Source organism: Psychrobacter sp. Ps2 (assembly GCF_022129405.1).
GTDB lineage: Bacteria > Pseudomonadota > Gammaproteobacteria > Pseudomonadales > Moraxellaceae > Psychrobacter.
Genome location: NZ_JADQAM010000046.1, coordinates 1 through 19,502 on the forward strand (window position 1 = coordinate 1; position 19,502 = coordinate 19,502).

The window sequence follows — 19,502 nt, forward strand, 5'->3', positions numbered from 1 at the left end:
ATCGTTTTATGATTATGTTTGATGACCGTATCAGTAAGCATTTAATCTAAATGGCAGTTACACAGAATATGGGATGGTCTCAATTACTCTTCATTTTGATATTTACATGGCGTTTCGTTAGCGCTTGCCCTTCTAAGATAGCTTTCGCAGCTTTTGCTTCTTGAGCACTCTCGAAACCAGTAATATGATATTTGCGAACGTCACTGCTATCGACAATCTGTAATTGCTCGCCAATCAGCGTTATCTTATCACCATCCGTTAAATGAATATGCTCACGCTTACCTAGATTGTCATGGACCAGCTCGCCAGCCCTTACCCACAATGTGCCACTGCTAATCATACCGCTCATGGCTTTTTTATGCTGTTGGCGCTTTTTATTAAAAATGAAGCTACTAATGATAAGCAGGGCAAGCGCACCGATGGCTAGACGCTCAGGCAATAGGCTCATCGCCATGGCGACTGCGACGGCCCCGACCAATAATGCAGAACCAAACCAAAACATGCCATTATCAGCAGCATTTGATTGCCCTTGTAAGGTGATTTTGGCGCCATCATCAGTCAGCTTTAGCATGTGTTGTTACCTATTACGTAATGTACGAATATTTTCTATTAAAAAACTGCCTATTAGCAGCTAACAGGCAGTTATTGAGACCAAAAACAAAGACAGTGTGTTGTAACTAAGCGCTAGTCTACCAACCAAGCGCCGTCTGTTGCATTTTAATCAATTCAGCGATGCCTTTTTCAGCTAATGACAGCATAGCATCTGCTTGAGCACGAGTGAATGGCTTTTCTTCAGCAGTACCTTGCAGCTCAATGTACTCGCCTTTTTGGGTCATCACAACGTTCAAGTCGGTATCGCAGCTAGAGTCTTCTTCGTAGTTCAGATCAAGATACGCTTCGCCATCTTTCATACCAACAGAAACCGCAGCAACCAGTCCGATTAGCGGATCTGCTTTGAGTTTCTTGGCCTTTTGGATACTCTCTAGCGCATCGATAAGCGCAATTGCAGCACCAGTGATACTAGCCGTACGAGTACCACCATCCGCTTGCAACACATCGCAATCAAGATAGATGGTGTTTTCACCAAGTTTACTCAGATCAATCATGGCACGCAAGCTACGACCGATCAAACGCTGAATCTCTTGCGTACGACCTGACTGTTTACCTCGAGCCGCTTCACGCTGATTACGAGTGTTGGTCGCACGTGGCAACATACCATACTCGGCTGTGATCCAACCTTTGCCTTTACCCTTGAGCCAGCGCGGCACACCAGATTCTACACTGGCAGTACATAGTACTTTGGTATCGCCAAAACTTACCAATACTGACCCTTCAGCATGCTTCGTATAATGGCGCTCAAAGCTGATCGAGCGAAGTTGGTCAAGCTCACGATTGTCAATACGCATAAAAATTCCTAGTACAATGTTATAAAAGCAGTGTCATAAAAATACCTATCAGTCGTTAGCAAACACATTGATAGGTATGTAGTCGACTAAAATCTTAAGATATCCTAACGTGACAACGGCGCAATAGCAAGATTCACACCTGCCATTACGCCACCGTTATCAATAGAATGTCAGATATAAACTATTCTAACCCTTCCATCTTACGCAATTCCTTACGTAGGATTTTGCCAACGTTCGACTTTGGTAATTCGTCAACGAACTGTATATGACGTGGGCGCTTATAGCCAGTCAGTTGTTTTTTGCCATATTCTAGTAGCTCTTTTTCAGTCACGTCGCCTTTTTTGACCACAAACAGTTTTGGCTCTTCGCCGCGATCATCATTTGGTACACCAATAGCACCGCATTCTACGACTGCTGGATGCTCACTCATCGCCTCTTCAATTTCGTTTGGATAGACGTTGAAACCAGATACCAAAATCATGTCTTTTTTGCGATCAACAATTTTGATAAAGCCTTTTTCGTCCATGATTCCAATATCGCCAGTTTTTAAGTAACCGCTAGCCGTAAAGGATTCAGCAGTTTCTTTCGGACGATTCTGATAACCAATCATGACCTGTGGACCTTTTACACAGATTTCACCTCGATCGCCCATGGCTACTATATTTTCGTCATCATCAATGAGCACAATATCCGTACTAGGCGCAGGAATACCTATTTTTCCAGTAAATTCCGCAATGGTCATCGGATTGAAAGCCACTACGGGTGAGGTCTCAGATAGGCCGTAACCTTCAACGATAGGCAGGCCAGTGATTTTATGCCACTCTTTGGCTACGCTAGGTAATACTGACATACCGCCGCCGATAGATGCTTTTAGGTTAGAAAAATCCAAATCAGCAAAGTTATCTTTGTGTACTAAGCCATTAAACAAGGTATTCACAGCAGGAATAAACGCTGGCTTGTACTTGGCCATCTCTTTGATAAGCCCATCAAGATCGCGCGGATTCGGAATGAGTAGCGAGGCATAACCTTGGTACATACTACACATACCGCAGACCATAAATGAGAATACGTGATATAGCGGCAGTGCAGTCAAAATCACATCTCTACCATCTATATCATCATCAAATGCACTGTTCATTAGCGCGCTGACCTGTAGCATGTTGGCGACTAGATTGCCGTGAGACAGCATCGCCCCTTTCGCTACTCCTGTCGTACCACCGGTATATTGCAGTAGGGCCACATCGCTTAAGTTCAACTCAGGGCGCTGGTACTTACTGGCTGATTCAGCATTTAAGGCATGCTTGAAGCTCACACTATTCGGTATGCTATAAGCAGGAATCATCTTTTTAACATGACGAGCCACGAGGTTGACCACAGCTCCTTTAATCGTACCTAGCATATCACCAATGGTACACACCACTACGTGCTCTACCTGACCTTTATCTTCGGCATCTTGATACGTTTTGGCAAAGTTTTCAACGATAAATAGCGCTTTCGCACCACTATCATGCAGCTGATGTGATAGCTCACGGCTGGTGTATAGAGGATTTACATTGACCAACACCATCCCTGCGCGAATGATACCCAAAGCGACCACTGGATACTGCAAGACGTTGGGCATCATTACCCCAACTTTATCGCCTGCGACCAGTCCTATTGACTGCAAATAGCTAGCAATCTGTCGGCTATATAGATCTAATTGCTTAAAAGTAATCGATGAGCCCATGCAGATATAGGCAGGTTTTTGGCCATAACGGCTAAAATTACGCTCGAACACATCCAGTAAAGAGGTATTGTCTTCTGGCATCTCGATAGTAGCATCGATGCTATAGCGCTCATAAGCGCTCAGCCACGGACTATCACTGTCGATGGTCGGCATAGTAGGAAACGCGTTGCTTTGATAAACGTCGTTAGTAGTATTGGCTTTATCGTCAGTTGCAGCGCTATTATCTGTCGTTTTTTTATTAATATTATCCGTCATAATTTTCCCTAAATGTTACTGTTAAAAACATTGAATATGCTAATGGAAACACCATTTTTTATGATTATCGCTGACAGCAGAAGCTTATGAATAAGAAATAGATAAGTATGATCGGGTTTGTCATTCATAAGCTTTGCAAATTAAAGTGTGTTACTGGGTCTATGATAAATAATACTACCACTCAGCACGACCAAGTCGAAAACGATATTTACTACCATGATTTCGCCTGTTACCTTGAGCAAAACCAGTACGATTTTTTGGACAAAAACAAAAATACGTCGATGGGCACTATAGCAGTTTTAATAGATATTCTCTATTAATAGTGGCTGTCATCCGCAAATGTCAAAAGCGATAAAGACAAAAAAATGATAAGACAGCATGGTTGCAGCCTTATCATTTTTGGTTACTACTTTAGTTACTACAGTATCTAATCGAGCGACACTTTCACATGTGTCTTTGGTTAATACACACATCTATCAAACAACTATCTAGGTGCGTGTATCAGCAAATTAACCGTGGTTTTTTTCTTCGAGTACGCGTAAGTCTTTATGTAAGATTTTGCCGACGTTTGATTTTGGCAACTCATCGATAAACTCAACATGGCGCGGACGTTTATAGCCTGTGAGATTCTCTACCGCATAATCCAATACTTCTTGCTTGGTCAAGCTTGTATCGTTACGGACAACAAAAATCTTTGGTATCTCGCCGCTCTTTTCATCTTCGATACCGATAACGCCGCACTCCAAGATTTTTGGATGACCAGACATGACTTCTTCGACTTCGTTTGGATAGACATTAAAGCCTGAAACCAAGATCATGTTCTTTTTGCGATCAACAATAGTGACATAGCCGTCTTCGTCCATAATACCGATATCACCAGTTAAAAAATAACCATCTGGCGTCATCACTTCATTGGTCGCATCTTCGCGCTGCCAGTAACCTTTCATCACCTGTGGACCACGAACCCCAATCTCACCGCGCGCGCCGATCTCGACTTCATTGCCTTCTTCATCGATGATAGCAATTTCAGTACCTGGCATGGGAACGCCGATGGTGCCACTAAACTCTGTGCTGCTCAGCGGATTGGCAGTAGCCACGGGTGACGTCTCAGACAAGCCATAACCTTGTAGGATAATGTTGCCCGTGATTTCGCGCCATTTCTCAGCGGTAGCGCTCACAACTGCCATACCGCCGCCCATCGACATCTGCAACTTGCTATGATCCATGGCTTTAAACTCTTCGTTGTTAGCCAGTGCATTGAACAAGGTGTTGACCGCTGGGAAGAAGGCGGGTGGATTGCCTTTATATGCTTTCATTAAGCTATCAAGGTCGCGAGGGTTTGGCACTAGTAAGCAGACGCAGCCACGATAGATCCCAAACATACCGCAAACGGTAAACGAGAAAATATGGTATAGCGGCAGGGCGGTCAGAATAACAGCCTGCTCGCCTTTGGCATCGAACTCATCAAAAGCACTACCTAAGAAGGTGTTGCTCTGTACTAAGTTGGCAATGAGGTTTTTGTGCGTGAGCATCGCGCCTTTAGCCACGCCTGTTGTACCACCTGTGTATTGTAGGACAGCAACATCATTGAGCATAATGTCATTAGGACGCTTGTATTTACGCGCAGGACTTTTTTTCAGCATGTTCTTAAAGCTGATGCTTTTAGCGATACTATAATCAGGTACCATCTTTTTGACATGGCGTACGACAGTATTGACCATAAAGCCTTTGAGCGTACCCATCATGTCGCCCATACCAGTGATGACGACATTATCAACCACATCACGGCCGATATCTTGATAAGTTTTAGCGAAGTTTTCGACCATGATTAGTGCTTTGGCATCAGAATCTGTAAGTTGATGCTCAAGCTCTTTGGTGGTGTATAAAGGGTTGACGTTGACCAGGGTCAAACCTGCACGCAAGACACCAATGACAGATACTGGCAGTTGCAAAATGTTTGGCATCATGACTGCGACTTTATCGCCTTTGGTCAAGCCAAGCGACTGCAAATAAACAGCGACTTGCTTGCTTTGCTCATCAACTTCTTTAAAAGTAATACTAGCGCCCATACAGACATAAGCGGTCTTACTGCCATATTTAGCAAAACTTTGCTCAAAGATATCAATAAGCGAAGTGTTATCAGCTGGCATATCGATATCATAAGTCATGCCAAGCTTTTCATAGGTTTTTAGCCAAACTTTATCGTCACGACGGGTTAAGTTTCCTTGATTTTCCATAATCTTTTCTCTCCTAGTAATAATACATTACCGTCAACCCACGCCAATCACAGTGTGATAAATATACAAAACGTCAGAGTCGTGCCTATCACTATGATGAAAAGCAAGGCTGCGACATATTTGTATAGTGCTGAGCGAACAATATAGCGGTAAATAGCCCTTTGTTCATTAACATACACACTTTATACATAGTACTCAATACAAAAGATTGCTACACCAGTTCTCAAATAGGCTTGACGCTAAATATCTCCATATATATCAATACATTAGATTAAAAACATCAGTCATACCATTAGAAAATATGACCCTTAACTTCTGCTTCATAATGACTATCCCGACACGATATCTGTTCACTATTGGCTATTTTTTAGCGCACTCGCCAGCTCAGTCAACGTCACAAAGTTGCGACGAGTACCATCAGTATCGCTACTCGGTCTATCTGCGATACTACTTTTGGCAAGCTTAGTGCTATCACTGTACTGCCAGTCATTAATATAATTGCTTTGAGTCAAGCGTTGACCGAACCCTGCTACTGCCATCGCAAACTGAGTATCGATACTGGCTTTGTTTAAAGCGTGGCTAGCTTTATTAATAGGTTGGCTAACGAGTTTAGAGCTACCACCTGTCGGTGCTTTATAACGAATTTTTAGATAGCCAAGCTCATTAGAGTTCTGTTTATTATTCCAACTAATACTGGCATTGCTAGCAGCATAACGGCGATCGCTATATAACCCTTTTTGTCCTTTTGGTGTCACTTCAAACAAAGCTATCACTGCCTTACCTGCCCCAAGCTCACCTGCATCAATTTTGTCATTATTGAAGTCTTCTTCAGCCAGTACGCGATTTTCATAACCAATCAAGCGCCACTCGCTCACCACATCAGGATTAAACTCAACTTGGACTTTTACGTCTTTGGCAACAGTGTTAAATGTCGCAGCTAATTCATCGCCAAAGACTTTTTTTGCTTCAGTTAGACTATCAATATAGCTGTAATTACCATTGCCGTTGTCCGCCATCTGCTCCATCATGTGATCATTCAGATTACCACGACCGAAGCCAACGGTAGACAAAGAGATACCGCGATCGCGATTGGCTTTGACCAAATCCAGCATCTCATCGACATCACTAATACCGACATTAAAATCGCCATCCGTTAACATCATTATTCGATTGATACCGTTCTTTTTTAGTCCTTGTTCAGCTTGCCTGTAGGCCAATTTCAGAGCATCTTCCCCATTGGTTGATCCTGAGGCGTTTAACCCATCGATCGCAGCCAATATTTTTGCTTTTTGGTCACCACTGGTCGCAGGCAATGCCACACTAGTACTACCTGAATAGGTCACGATACTGATGCTGTCTTGGGCGCGCATTTGCTCCGTCAACAGCTTAAGCGACGACTGAGCCAATGGCAGCTTATCGCGTGACGACATAGAGCCTGAGACATCTACTAAAAATACGAGATTGGCAGGAGGCATAGACTGCTTATCCGTTTTTTGCAACCAACTACTATCAACGGCCTTGATACCAACTTTGACGATTTTATTATCCTGATCTGCCCTATCCCAAGGTGAGTCTACTACCTCAGTTGATACAACAAATGGGGCACTACCTAGGCGTTTGCCATCATCAAATTGATAGTTAAAATAATTAATCAATTCCTCTACCCGTACGGCATCAACAGGTGGTAGTTGACCCTCGTTTAAATAGCGGCGCACATTGGCGTAGCTGCCCGTATCGGTATCGATAGACAGGGTGGATACCGCCATATCCGTAGTTCGATGTACAGGATTGGCTGCGTTTTTTTGATAGTTGTCTTTTGCCTCTGGCGTGACTATGATGCTCGGTGATGGGCGTACGATACCTGTCTGCGCCGCAGAACGTATCATCATCTGTTGGCTGATGACTGATGGCTTAACACTGGGTGACGCCATGATAGACTCTGACATCACTGCTGCATCTTGATTGACTGTACTGCTTGTCTCGGCTGGTGGCGTTTTGCTCATTTGTGAAGGGCTACAGGCTGTCAATCCTAGATTGGCTATAGCAGTAATCAACAGCACATTTCTAGTAACGTTTTTCCCTAGGTGCTTACTTTCGTTTTTTAGCATTTTAGAGGCGGAAATTTTAGATAAAGTGTCAAATGACATAACAGAAATTCCTTATTGTAAGATAATTCAGTAGCGACTTGTCCGTGTCAATATATGGTTAACGCTATTTAAATAGGCAAAGTAGCCGCCTTTTTCAGTCTATTAACTGTCATACTTTCAGTTATTAATTTTGCATTAAAACTATTCTGAACCTACTGTCTGTAGACTAAGGATAGATAAAATATCTTAAATAAAAAGGATTAAACCTTAAGACATCTATTAACCATATAAAAAACAAATATTAGATTTACTATACTTAACTTAATCTATAAAAGCTATGAATCACCACACTATAAAAGACCCTTATAAGCGCTTGTTTTAAGCACGTCACGAGATGTCGTATATTCTGACATACGTCTTTTTAATTGGTGCAATATCCTTTACGATAGCACTATCCTATTTGTATGCTTGAACCAATTATCTATACCTATTAAAACTGATAAGTGAATCCTATTTTATGTCTGATGTTATTGATCATACGATCGCCCCAATTATTCCCAATGAGCCGATGGATACTCGTTCAGTCGCAGAGTTCACTGAGCAGGCCTATCTCAACTATGCCATGTACGTCATCATGGATCGGGCGTTGCCAAATATCGCTGACGGTCTAAAACCTGTCCAACGTCGCATCGTCTATGCCATGAGCGAGCTTGGGCTAAAATCCTCTGCCAAGGCGAAGAAATCCGCACGTACGGTCGGTGACGTCTTGGGTAAATACCATCCGCATGGTGATATCGCTTGTTACGAAGCGATGGTACTGATGGCTCAGCCGTTCAGCTATCGCTATCCGCTTATCACTGGTCAAGGTAACTGGGGTAGCCCAGATGATCCGAAATCCTTTGCCGCGATGCGTTATACCGAAGCCAAAATGTCGGCTTATGCCAATACGTTGCTCGCAGAATTGGGGCAAGGCACCGTCGATTGGCAAGATAACTTCGATGGCACGATGCAAGAGCCAACTACCCTACCTGCCCGCCTGCCTAATATCTTATTAAATGGTACGACAGGTATTGCTGTTGGTATGGCAACTGATATTCCGCCACATAACCTTAATGAAGTGGTACGCGCGGCCATTCGTTTGCTCAAAAACCCAGAGCTGTCGGTTAAGCAGCTTACCCAATCGATACCCGCACCTGACCTACCGACACCAGCGGAAATCATCACCAGCAAAAAAGATTTGCAAGCGATGTACGAGACTGGACGCGGCAGTTATAAGATGCGCGCCACCTTTCATGTTGACTCTAAAGAAAAGAATCTCGTCATCATTGATGCGCTGCCTTACCAAGTGTCAGGCAACAAAATTCAAGAGCAAATCGCCAAGCTTATGACTGATAAGAAGCTGCCTTGGGTGACGGATATTCATGATGAATCAGATCATGAAAATGCCTGCCGTATCGTCCTTGAGTTGCGCTCAACGCGGGTCGATGTCGAGCGTGTCATGAGCCATCTATTTGCCAGTACTGACCTAGAAAGTAATTACCGCGTCAATATGAATATGATTGGCTTAAATGGTAAGCCGCAGGTAAAAAACCTAAAGGAAGTCTTGGAAGAATGGTTAATCTGTCGCCGCTCGGTGGTCACGCGACGCTTGCAATATCGTCTCGATAAAATCGATAAACGCTTACATATCTTGGCGGGCTTACTGATTGCTTATCTGAATATTGATGAAGTGATTCGCATCATTCGTGAAGAGGATGATCCAAAAGCGACCTTGATGCAGGATTATGACCTGACTGACATTCAAGCCAATGCTATCTTGGATATTCGTTTGCGTCAGTTGGCAAAATTAGAAGAGATTGAGCTGCGCCGCGAGCAAGATGAACTTGCTGCCGAACGTGCCATCATTCAAGAATACTTAGACAATCCAGACAGTCTAACCAATCTGATGATCGATGAGCTTACTGCCGATATGAAAGAACATGGCAATGAGCGTGTATCACCATTGGCAGAACGCGAAGAAGCGCAAGCACTAAAAGAGTCAGACCTCGTACCAAGTGAGCCGGTCACTGCCATCTTATCAAAAGCGGGTTGGATTCGTGCTGCCAAAGGCCATGATGTCGATGCCGCTGGCATGAGTTACCGTTCAGGTGACAGCTATCAGGCGCACGTGCGCGGCAAATCAAACGAAAGGATTTACGTACTCGACAGTACGGGACGCAGTTACAGTATCGATGCGCACAATCTTGCTTCCGCGCGTGGTCAAGGTGATCCATTGACCAGTGTATTAAAGCCGCCAGCAGGCGCTAGCTTTGAGCAGCTACTAACGGGTGATAACGATCAACGTATTATCCTTGCCAGCTCAGCAGGTTATGGTTTTATCAATACCATTGGCAACCTTGATAGCAATCAAAAAGCTGGTAAAAACGTCATTAACCTAGCAACTGATAGTCGCTTGCTCCCTGTTGCACGTATCGACGTACCAGTAGAGACGGCCGCTAATACAGAAGGTGAAAATAGCAATATAAGCGTGACACCTGATCATGTTGCCGTTGCAACCAATGCAGGGTATCTACTGATATTTGCCCTCGATGATTTGCCTGAACAAGCTCGCGGTAAAGGGAACAAACTTATTAAATTAAAAGACGGTGAAGAAGTGCTCGCAATCACACCACTTAGTCAGCAGGACAGCCTTGTCATTACTGCTGGCAAACGCCATGTGACACTCAAGCCAAATGATTTGGCTAACTATACGGGTGTTCGCGGTAATCGTGGTGGACAGCTGCCAAGAGGCTTTCAGAACGTGACGAGTGTTGAGATTGGCTAGTTTGACTAGTTTGACTAGTTAAATTTTGGAAACCCTAGTTCAAAATCTAGCTAATAAAATTAAACAGCTTAAAAAGCCGCCTATACACAATGTATAGGCGGCTTTTCTACGCTACTCAAAATAGAGAAATTATTTAAGACTTATTAGATACAGCATCCTCAAAGATCGCTTTCAGGAAGCTTGTAATCTGAGTGCTTTTCATTAGATACGGATTAAAGTCAGCACCTGCTGAGAAACTTTTTAGGGTATATGCTTCGTCTTCTGCACTTGATGTTAAATATTTTATTAAAAACCCATCCCACCTACGTTCTTCTATTTCCTCAATTTCACTGAGGTGGGGTACTAGGTAAGAGTACTCACTGATCAATTTTACTAGTATTTCATTGATAAGAGGTCTTGGACCTTCAATATTTTGAATAAAGTAATTGTCATTCACGACAAGCGCTGAGGTTACACCACTTTTTTCATTATTCCTTCGCCATTGCTCAAGCAGACGAGCCAACCCTATTCCATTATTACTGTCACTATTTCTGCCAATATACGTTAGGCTTAGCGTAATATGCTCACCATGTCTTTTTCTATCTTCTAAAGGTTGGTTGGTAGTGATATGCATAAGAAACCTTATTTATAAAAAAATTATCTAAATCAAAAGACACTTTATAGACGGCTTTTTTACGCCAATTAAAATAGATGACTCTTATGGTATAGAAATGCTACTCACTTAAAACCTATCGGATTCAGCACCTTCAAATATCGCTGTCAAAAAGCTTTCAATCTGAGTGCTTTTCATTAAATAAGGATTGTAATCAGAGCCTGCTGAGAAGTTCTTTAGGGCATGCTCTTCATCTTCAACGCTTGAGGTTAAATGCTTAACTAAAAACCCATTCCAGTGGCGCGATTCGATTTCCTCTATATTCACAATATTAGGGACAATGGTGGAATGCTCGTCAAGTATCTTTTCCAAGGCAGTATTGATAGCAGGCCTTGTCCCTTGAAAACTTTGAACGAAATAACCTTCACTAATGACTAAAGCTGAAACGATATCGTTTTCTTCAAAATATCTGCGCCAGTACTCAAGTGCGCGAGTCAGCTCAATCCCAGAATCTAGATCGACATTTTTGGCGATATATGTCATGTGGATAAGAATATGCTCGCCATGCCTTTTTCTATCTTCTGAGGATTGGCTTGTCGTTATGTTCATAAGAAACCTTATTTATAAAAAATTCATTCAAATCAAGATACACTTTAAGATAAAGTATAATTAATAACGTTTTTTATCATTTGCTATGATTTTTTTAGATTTATAACATAGAAGTTTCAATGATATAGCATACCAATATTCATAGTAGTAAAATTATACTACAAAGTTGTCACGTTCAGTATCTTGGCATTATTCCAATAATTAACAAGCCTAATCTATATTCTCCTATAGCCCTGCCTCAACGCACTTATACGACTAAGTCATGTTTACTTATAGACTAAACTCTACAAGGATTCATCAGGGCCTGTCATGTTTATTAAGTTAGCGTATTTATAGGTATATAAAACACAACCTACTCTCAATAAAAAGCCGTCTACGCTATGTATAAACAGTCTTGTATAGACGGCTTTATTACATACTAATTGTTGCACACTAATTGCTGCATATTAATTGAATAGCTAACGTATCAATACCGACCCATTTCAACTGTTGTCTCAGCAAGTACCGAATCACCTTGCCATGCTTATACATCTACCGTATACAGATGGTTCTTGCCGCCAGAGCAAGGCGGCTTATATGCACCGCCTGCCTCGCCTTTACGATTACGGTATTCTGCGACCATCTCAATACCGACTGGTACTTCGTAAGTGTGACCAAATACTTGTGGCACTTCTGCGCTCGTAGCGCCCTCTGGTAGTGCGAACTCTACGATACCATGCCCACCATGCTGCATACGTTTGTTGCTTACATCGTTATAGACGAATACCAAGCTCTCCGTGCCTGCCGGAATGTTTGAAACAGTCATGCTAGGCGTGGCTGGACTTTTGCCATCATAATTTAGACATTGCTGCCCTTCAGGTATTTTCTTGCCATCCCAAGCAGCATCATTAAATTCAACATCCATTGCAAGAGCATTGGCAGATAAAGCCAAGGTTGCAAAAACTGTAATCGATTTTAAGGTGAAAAAGTTCATGCTTGTTCCTTTAGGTAGCCGATGCATTAATAGGAATAGACCATCTTATTTCGTAGATTGGTTTTGATAATTTAATATAACTTTATAATAAATAAACACGGTTAAGTTAGTCATATCGTTTAGCATTTTTGTTAATACTCTGGACAAGCAATGAGCGGTTCTACAGGCTACATGCAAATACTGTCTCAATAAGCATACTTGTAGCATCATAGGTTACTCGATAGGTATTTATCTGATTGGGTATGTTGTAGTAGTATCTGAATCATTGTATCTACACGACTAAAAATAATAGGATCATCATGTTTATCGAAGATAAGATTGCCAAAGAAAGTATGACTACTAAGATTTCGACCCCCAAAATCATCTTTTTTGACATCGATGATACCTTGAGCCGCAACGGCATTATCGCTGAACACAATAAAGCGACGCTTGAGCAGCTTGCAGATACCGATATTAAACTAGTGATTTCGACTGGTCGTTCTAAAGCCATATTGCCTGAAGACATTCTAGCGTTGCTTGATGCAGATATATTGGACGCCATTATTTGTATGAATGGACAATATAGTTTTGATAAAAGCGGCCGAATCAGCCACTACCCGCTAACGGCTGAACAGACAGATAAAATCGTACGCCTGTGTCAGCAGAGTGATTTGATTCATAAGTTTGACTCTGCCACTCATATCGCGTGGTCAGGTGAAAATGAACGTTTACGCGAGTTCAATGCTGTCACGCCCAATTCGATCCTTGACCCTGAGTACTACAAATCAAATACCGTCTATCAGTGCTCGGTATTTTTTAACAATCAGCAAGAAAAGATGCAAGACATCGACTTTGCCCAGTATGATTTAAAGCTGGTGCATTGGCATCAGATTGGTGCTGATATATTGCCAGCAGATGCGTCAAAAGCCCGCGGTATCAAAGATGTATGCAAATACTATGATGTAGATGCAAGCGAATGTATGGCATTTGGTGATGGTATGAATGATTTAGAAATGTTCGACTTGGTTGGATTTGCTGTAGCCATGGGAGATGCACAGCCAGCTTTAATAGAACGCGCTGACTTTGTCACTGGGACAATCGAAGAGTATGGTATCCAAACCGTGCTTAATCAGTTAGCAATGAAGTCATAAGACTGTTCAGGCACATAAAACCATTAATGTTTATTTAAAAAAAGCCCTTACTAGCTGACTAGTATGGGCTTCTTATTATGGGCTAGTTTTATATAGAAAATACAAATGAAAACTGTAGCGGTGATGAATCCAATACTTTGTCGAGTATTCATTTCATCCCTTCTACAAATCCAATAGAGCGTTGAGCAATCAGTTAAGGCCTCAATTAAGGCATAGTCAAGCCACCATCGACAGCGATAGATTGTCCAGTAATAGCCATACTCAAATCAGACGCCATGAGCAATACTGAATTGGCAAAATCCGCTACCGAAGTCGCTTGGCGTAGCGGTGTTGTAGTCGCGATATAATCGAATACCTCTTCAGTGGTTAAGCTACTTGCGTCGGTAGTTTTTAATAATCCACCTGCCAGCAAATTAACCCGAATACCATACTGTCCAAGCTCGCTCGCTAGGTTGCGGGTCAGTCCAATCAATGCTGATTTAGCCGTGGTGTAATCATAATAGGTAACCACTGGGTTGTAGACAAGATTGGTCGAGATATTGATGATTTTTCCTACTTGCTGCGCTTTCATTTGCGGCAGCACCGCTTGCACCATATTGACTGCGCCTTTGACGATACCGTTCATTTGTTGCGAAAAATGCGACCACTTTACTGTTTCGATACTGGTGTACGCAGCACTTGGATTGAATTGATAACTTGGTAAAGCATTATTGACCAATATATCAATACGTCCATGACGAGTGATGACTTCAGCTGCCATGGCTTGTACTTGCTCAAGCTCGGTGACATCCGCCTGATAAGCAAATGCTCGGCCACCTGTCGCGATGATATCAGCCACTACCGTCTCAGCAGCCTGTTTACTATTGAGGTAGTTGACGCAGACGATCGCACCTGCGGCTGCCATTTGCTGTGCAATCTGTGCACCAAGCCCACGACTGGCACCAGTAACTATGGCGACTTTATCCGTAAGCAAGGCTGGTATAACTGAGTGGCTTTTATTCAAGGCGTTTTGAGTTGAGGTACTTTCGGTCATTGTGCTGTATCCCTTATTATTATGGTATGGTTGGTGTCTTAGAGCCAAAAGCTTATACTTACTTAGATGATGTTCGTCATACTTCGGTCTGCGCCAATCATAGCATGGTTATATACTATCTTTTTTCGATTCGACGTTAGCAGCTGGCTAGCAATTCTACCCAAAATTAGCTGTCATTAAGTTAGTTTTGCTACTCATCTCATTAGCCCAACTGGCTATTTTTATTAGTATTATTGAGCATTGCCTTAATGATAACCCTTTAAATTGTATAAACTAATGACCATAATAGTTTTATTGGCCATGTCAGGCTTGTATCTTTTTGGCTTTTTTATTGAATTTTTCTGATTTGCATTATCTTTATTTAGGAGAGATATTTTGACCCATTTATCATCGTCCCATCCCACTACTCACACCTCGGCTAGTGTCGGTCGTATAGTGCCAAAAGCATTGTTAGCGGCGGCTGTCGGCTTGGTGCTTGCCAGTTGTAGCAACTCTGACAATGCAGCGGATGGCAGTGCTGCGGCGAGTAATGAGACGCTGAACCTTTACAATTGGTCAGAGTATATGCCGCAAGAAATTCTTGATGGCTTTGAAGAAGAGACTGGCATCTCAGTTAATTACACCACATTTGACTCTAACGAAGCGATGTATGCCAAGCTCAAACTATTGGATGATTCTAGTCAGTATGACTTAGCGATTCCATCGACTTATTACGTCGAAAAAATGGCGAAAGAAGGACTGCTACAAGAGCTAGACAAGTCTAAATTGAGCAATTTTAAAAACCTTGATACCTCATTTACCAATACCAAAGTTGATCCTGATAACAAATACTCTATCCCTTATATGTGGGGCAGCACTGGTCTAGCCATTAACGGTGACAGTGTCGATCCGAAAACTGTCAATAGCTGGAATGACCTTTGGGACCCTAAGTATAAGGGTCAGGTGATGCTGACCAATGACGTGCGTGAAGTCTTTGGTATGGCACTGCTGACTCTTGGCTACTCAGGTAATAGTAGCAATCCTGACGAAATCGAAGCCGCTTACGATAAGCTCACCACGTTGATGCCAAACGTCAAAACCTTTAACTCTGATGCGACACGTATGCCATATATCGAAGGTGAGACTGCGCTTGGTATGACATGGAATGGTGAAGCAGTCATGGCCAATGACGAAGGTTTGACTAGCTTGGTTTATAAGTATCCAACCGAAGGCGCTATCTTATGGATGGACAACTTTGTCATTCCAAAAAACGCCAAGCAAGTTGATGCAGCACATAAATTTATTGATTACTTATTGCGTCCTGAAAATGCAAAAATTGTCAGCGAAGAGATTGGCTACGCATCACCAAACATAGCAGCGCGTGAGCTGATGGATGAGAGCGTCCAAAACAATCCAACGATTTATCCTTCTAAAGAAGTATTAGCGAAAGCTGAGTTCCAAGAAGATGTAGGCGATGAGGCGTTGCAAGTGTATCAACAGTACTGGGATAAGCTAAAGACTGGTCGTTAATAGTTTTAATTTAGCATTTTAGAATAAAGTAGTCTTTGAAAAATAAAAACGCTGATCCTAAATGGTCAGCGTTTTTTTGCGCTATAAATGTAAATCCGTCTCGCCGCCCTGCTCTTTCATCCGGCGCTGCTCGCGGCGTTGATAGCCCAGACCAGATGCAGCAAACCAATGCGGCTTCGATGTTTGTAATAAATCACTCAGCTGCTGCAACTGAGTCTGCAAGGTTTGGGTCAACCAAAAATAGCCCTGCCACTCAAATGCTAGGTGCTGTACGCTTGGATACTCCGAGACAGCAATACGAGTAATGGGCCGGAATATTTCGTCACTTGGACTACGTAATACCGCTGCCATATGCTGCATCGCTTGGGTTAGCTCATGCTGATAATGTACCAATAAAACATGATTTTCTTCATCAATTTCGATATTTGCCAAGCGCGGTGCCGCACTTAACAGTAAGTCAATCGTCCCGATAATATTACGATGGGTACGTTGAATTGTCTCTAGCGTTTCCTTTTCAATACCTGACTCACTGGCCGTCGCCGCGATATGGGGTCGCACAGCCAGCAGACGTTTATTAATCTGTTGTAACGCTGTGACCAACGCTCTATCAACGGGTACTTCTTTAACAGGAAAAGCCACGGGGTTTAATTTTTGAACAGAGTCGTCCACTACTCCATCCGTTGCGTCAATATGATGACCTACGCCTGCATAGAGACTACTACACGCGTCAAGGTTACTACTCAATAAGAACCGCCACATCAACGTTGATTTGAGCGGCAAAATCAGCGTCACTGCTACCGAAACGCCTGTCCCCAGTAAGATATTTAATGCGCGGTAGATACCATCTTGACCAATGCTATTATTGCCTAAATCAGAGACAATCATCAACATAGTGATACCCGTTAGCAGCCCTGTATACCCAAGCTGCCTGACGGCTAGATAGCCAATGATGCCGCTGAGCAGACCAATGAGCGCATAGTCCACCCACAACCATGCGCCTGCGTTCTGATTAAACCATAACACCCCAAGCGCAGTACCAATACCTAACAAAGTACCGATTACGCGCTCTTTCGCCTTAGTATAAATAGCGCCTTGGTATTGCAATAACCCTAGAATAATAAATACTGTAATGGTCGTCCATTCACCGTGCGGAAGATTGGTGATTTTATTTACCAATAGGGCCAATATCACAGCCGTACCTAGGCGTATGGCATGTAAAATATCTGCATGTTGGTAGCGAACATAGGGTTCGACAAGTGGAGCAGTAATACGCTGATAAAGGGTGGGTTTCACGCAAGGCTACTCTTTTTGGATGGAATATTTAAGTGAGACATTTTAATAAAGTATTATTAAAAAACATCAATAACTAAGGGTAAGTATAAATGGATATTCTATCAGCAAAATGACGGGCAAAAAATAACGCCTTTTACCCATTATTCACAGGTAAAAGGCATTATAAAAAATATCCTAGCACACTATATTGAAATCTACGCTATTGAAGATTATTTATCAAATGACTTATCAAACTATTCATTGAGAACTGCGTCAGTATTAATGAATAATAGTCTATTGCGCTAGCGTATTACACTTCTAGGTAGTCTAAAATGCCTTCCGCAGCTTCGCGGCCTTCCCAAATCGCTGTCACAACCAAGTCAGAACCGCGTACCATATCGCCACCAGCGAAGATTTTAGGATTTTGGGTCTGGAATTTGAAGGTTTGCTTTTCGGCTGCTAGTACGCGACCAGAGCTGTCCATCCCCACTTGCTGAGACTCAAACCAATCAGCAGGACTTGGTCTAAAACCAAAGGCCATGATGACTGCATCACATGGAATGATCTCTTCAGAATTAGGGATTGGCTCAGGGCGTTGACGACCACGATTGTCTGGTGCACCCAGCTGAGTAGTAACAACTTTCACGCCATTAACTTTACCGTTTAAGCCGATGATTTCGGTTGGCTGACGATTAAATAAGAACTCGACGCCTTCCTCACGAGCATTGACCACTTCGCGGCGTGAACCCGGCATGTTTTCCTCATCACGGCGATAGGCACAAACTACTTTTTCGGCGCCTTGACGGATGCTGGTACGGTTACAGTCCATTGCGGTATCGCCGCCACCGAGTACTACCACTTTTTTACCTTTAAAGTCGATGTACTCTTCAGCGTCTTTTTCCCAGTCATTGCAACGGTTCACGTTGGCAATCAGGTAATCTAGTGCATCATAGACGCCTTTCAGCTCTTCACCAGCAAAGCCGCCGCGCATATAGGTGTATGTACCCATACCCATAAATACCGCGTCATAGTCAGCCAATAGCTCATCAATCGTGACGTCTGTACCAATCTCTGTCTCTAAACGGAATTCGATACCCATGTCTTCAAAGATCACGCGGCGATTGCGCATGACATCTTTTTCCATTTTGAACTCAGGGATGCCAAATGTTAGTAAGCCGCCAATCTCAGGGCGCTTATCAAAGACAACTGGTTTGACACCATTTCTGACCAAGATATCTGCGCAACCTAAACCTGCTGGTCCTGCGCCAATGATAGCGACTTTTTTGTCTGTCCAAACGACTTCAGACATATCTGGACGCCAGCCAAGTGCAAACGCGGTATCGTTGATATATTTTTCGACATTACCAATGGTCACTGCACCAAAACCATCATTTAACGTACAAGCGCCTTCACACAGACGATCTTGTGGGCAAACTCGTCCGCACACTTCAGGCAAGGTATTAGTACGGTGGCACAATTCAGCTGCCTGAAATATCTGGCCTTCTGTGGCCAGTTTTAGCCAGTTAGGGATATAGTTGTGTACTGGACATTTCCATTCGCAGTACGGGTTACCACACTCAAGACAACGATGCGCTTGCTGAGCAACAGCTTCGTTTTCGAAAGGTTTATAAATTTCAACAAACTCTGTTGAACGCGTTGCAATGTCTTTTTTGGTTGGATCAAATCTCGGTACATCTAAAAACTGGAAGTTATTTTCTAAGCGTTTTGCCATGGTGCTATCTCTTTTATATAAGGCTCTTTTGCAGTGGGTGGCGACAGTCAGCGATGTTTGGTTTGTCTAAAATTTAAGACATATATCGCTGCTGTCACGTACCTGCTGAAAACCTGT

Annotated in this window: 14 protein-coding genes; 3 read left to right on the plus strand and 11 right to left on the minus strand. The window is 42.8% G+C overall.

Features of this window, described 5'->3' with window-relative positions; all coding sequences use genetic code 11:
• Positions 1 to 79: 79 nt before the first annotated feature.
• The 5 genes from I3254_RS05420 to I3254_RS05440 all read right to left on the minus strand — a co-directional run bounded on the left by I3254_RS05420 (position 80) and on the right by I3254_RS05440 (position 7,771).
• Entirely contained in the window at positions 80 to 571 is a 492-nt protein-coding gene (locus I3254_RS05420) for a hypothetical protein (RefSeq protein ID WP_238051950.1), read from the minus strand.
• Positions 572 to 689: 118 nt separating this feature from the next.
• Positions 690 to 1,406: a ribonuclease PH gene (rph, locus tag I3254_RS05425; protein WP_057761673.1), complete on the minus strand. Its 717-nt coding sequence runs from the start codon at positions 1,404 to 1,406 to the stop codon at positions 690 to 692.
• 181 nt (positions 1,407 to 1,587) lie between these two features.
• Positions 1,588 to 3,387, minus strand: a complete 1,800-nt coding sequence (locus tag I3254_RS05430; RefSeq protein WP_160023500.1) for an AMP-binding protein — start codon at positions 3,385 to 3,387, stop codon at positions 1,588 to 1,590.
• A gap of 509 nt (positions 3,388 to 3,896) precedes the next feature.
• Positions 3,897 to 5,624: an AMP-binding protein gene (locus I3254_RS05435; protein ID WP_160023498.1), complete on the minus strand. Its 1,728-nt coding sequence runs from the start codon at positions 5,622 to 5,624 to the stop codon at positions 3,897 to 3,899.
• Positions 5,625 to 5,977: 353 nt separating this feature from the next.
• Positions 5,978 to 7,771, minus strand: coding sequence for a VWA domain-containing protein (locus tag I3254_RS05440; RefSeq protein ID WP_238051952.1), 1,794 nt, complete (start codon positions 7,769 to 7,771; stop codon positions 5,978 to 5,980).
• Between the two features lie 457 nt (positions 7,772 to 8,228).
• On the opposite strand from I3254_RS05440, the gene parC reads away from it, so the two are divergent.
• Entirely contained in the window at positions 8,229 to 10,535 is a 2,307-nt protein-coding gene (parC, locus tag I3254_RS05445) for a DNA topoisomerase IV subunit A (RefSeq protein ID WP_238051955.1), read from the plus strand.
• 133 nt (positions 10,536 to 10,668) lie between these two features.
• Here parC and I3254_RS05450 read toward each other — a convergent pair whose 3' ends face one another.
• The 3 genes from I3254_RS05450 to I3254_RS05460 form a co-directional block, all read right to left on the minus strand.
• On the minus strand, positions 10,669 to 11,148 hold the full coding sequence (locus tag I3254_RS05450; RefSeq protein ID WP_238051956.1) for a BLUF domain-containing protein: 480 nt from the start codon (positions 11,146 to 11,148) through the stop codon (positions 10,669 to 10,671).
• Positions 11,149 to 11,256: 108 nt separating this feature from the next.
• Positions 11,257 to 11,736, minus strand: coding sequence for a BLUF domain-containing protein (locus tag I3254_RS05455; protein ID WP_238051958.1), 480 nt, complete (start codon positions 11,734 to 11,736; stop codon positions 11,257 to 11,259).
• Positions 11,737 to 12,259: 523 nt separating this feature from the next.
• Positions 12,260 to 12,709: a hypothetical protein gene (locus I3254_RS05460; RefSeq protein WP_238051960.1), complete on the minus strand. Its 450-nt coding sequence runs from the start codon at positions 12,707 to 12,709 to the stop codon at positions 12,260 to 12,262.
• 299 nt (positions 12,710 to 13,008) lie between these two features.
• On the opposite strand from I3254_RS05460, the gene I3254_RS05465 reads away from it, so the two are divergent.
• Positions 13,009 to 13,839 (plus strand): HAD family hydrolase, encoded by an 831-nt coding sequence (locus tag I3254_RS05465; protein WP_238051962.1) that lies wholly within the window; start codon positions 13,009 to 13,011, stop codon positions 13,837 to 13,839.
• A gap of 205 nt (positions 13,840 to 14,044) precedes the next feature.
• Here I3254_RS05465 and I3254_RS05470 read toward each other — a convergent pair whose 3' ends face one another.
• Positions 14,045 to 14,872 carry a 3-oxoacyl-ACP reductase gene (locus I3254_RS05470; protein WP_238051964.1) on the minus strand — a complete coding sequence of 276 codons (828 nt, stop codon included), beginning with the start codon at positions 14,870 to 14,872 and terminating at the stop codon, positions 14,045 to 14,047.
• A gap of 375 nt (positions 14,873 to 15,247) precedes the next feature.
• On the opposite strand from I3254_RS05470, the gene I3254_RS05475 reads away from it, so the two are divergent.
• The gene (locus I3254_RS05475; RefSeq protein WP_057761690.1) at positions 15,248 to 16,381 is read left to right on the plus strand and encodes an extracellular solute-binding protein; all 1,134 of its coding nucleotides are present in this window, start codon (positions 15,248 to 15,250) and stop codon (positions 16,379 to 16,381) included.
• Between the two features lie 81 nt (positions 16,382 to 16,462).
• Here I3254_RS05475 and I3254_RS05480 read toward each other — a convergent pair whose 3' ends face one another.
• On the minus strand, positions 16,463 to 17,674 hold the full coding sequence (locus tag I3254_RS05480) for an FUSC family protein (protein ID WP_238051966.1): 1,212 nt from the start codon (positions 17,672 to 17,674) through the stop codon (positions 16,463 to 16,465).
• A 289-nt stretch (positions 17,675 to 17,963) separates the two neighbouring features.
• Positions 17,964 to 19,385, minus strand: coding sequence for a glutamate synthase subunit beta (locus tag I3254_RS05485; RefSeq protein ID WP_238051968.1), 1,422 nt, complete (start codon positions 19,383 to 19,385; stop codon positions 17,964 to 17,966).
• Positions 19,386 to 19,502: the final 117 nt, after the last annotated feature.

Excerpts from the sequence above, each read along its gene's own strand:
- I3254_RS05420 (WP_238051950.1), bottom strand. The coding sequence starts at position 571 with ATGCTAAAGCTGACTGATGATGGCGCCAAAATCACCTTACAAGGGCAA.
- rph (WP_057761673.1), bottom strand. The coding sequence starts at position 1,406 with ATGCGTATTGACAATCGTGAGCTTGACCAACTTCGCTCGATCAGCTTT.
- I3254_RS05430 (WP_160023500.1), bottom strand. The coding sequence starts at position 3,387 with ATGACGGATAATATTAATAAAAAAACGACAGATAATAGCGCTGCAACT.
- I3254_RS05435 (WP_160023498.1), bottom strand. The coding sequence starts at position 5,624 with ATGGAAAATCAAGGAAACTTAACCCGTCGTGACGATAAAGTTTGGCTA.
- I3254_RS05440 (WP_238051952.1), bottom strand. The coding sequence starts at position 7,771 with ATGTCATTTGACACTTTATCTAAAATTTCCGCCTCTAAAATGCTAAAA.
- parC (WP_238051955.1), top strand. The coding sequence starts at position 8,229 with ATGTCTGATGTTATTGATCATACGATCGCCCCAATTATTCCCAATGAG.
- I3254_RS05450 (WP_238051956.1), bottom strand. The coding sequence starts at position 11,148 with ATGCATATCACTACCAACCAACCTTTAGAAGATAGAAAAAGACATGGT.
- I3254_RS05455 (WP_238051958.1), bottom strand. The coding sequence starts at position 11,736 with ATGAACATAACGACAAGCCAATCCTCAGAAGATAGAAAAAGGCATGGC.
- I3254_RS05460 (WP_238051960.1), bottom strand. The coding sequence starts at position 12,709 with ATGAACTTTTTCACCTTAAAATCGATTACAGTTTTTGCAACCTTGGCT.
- I3254_RS05465 (WP_238051962.1), top strand. The coding sequence starts at position 13,009 with ATGTTTATCGAAGATAAGATTGCCAAAGAAAGTATGACTACTAAGATT.
- I3254_RS05470 (WP_238051964.1), bottom strand. The coding sequence starts at position 14,872 with ATGACCGAAAGTACCTCAACTCAAAACGCCTTGAATAAAAGCCACTCA.
- I3254_RS05485 (WP_238051968.1), bottom strand. The coding sequence starts at position 19,385 with ATGGCAAAACGCTTAGAAAATAACTTCCAGTTTTTAGATGTACCGAGA.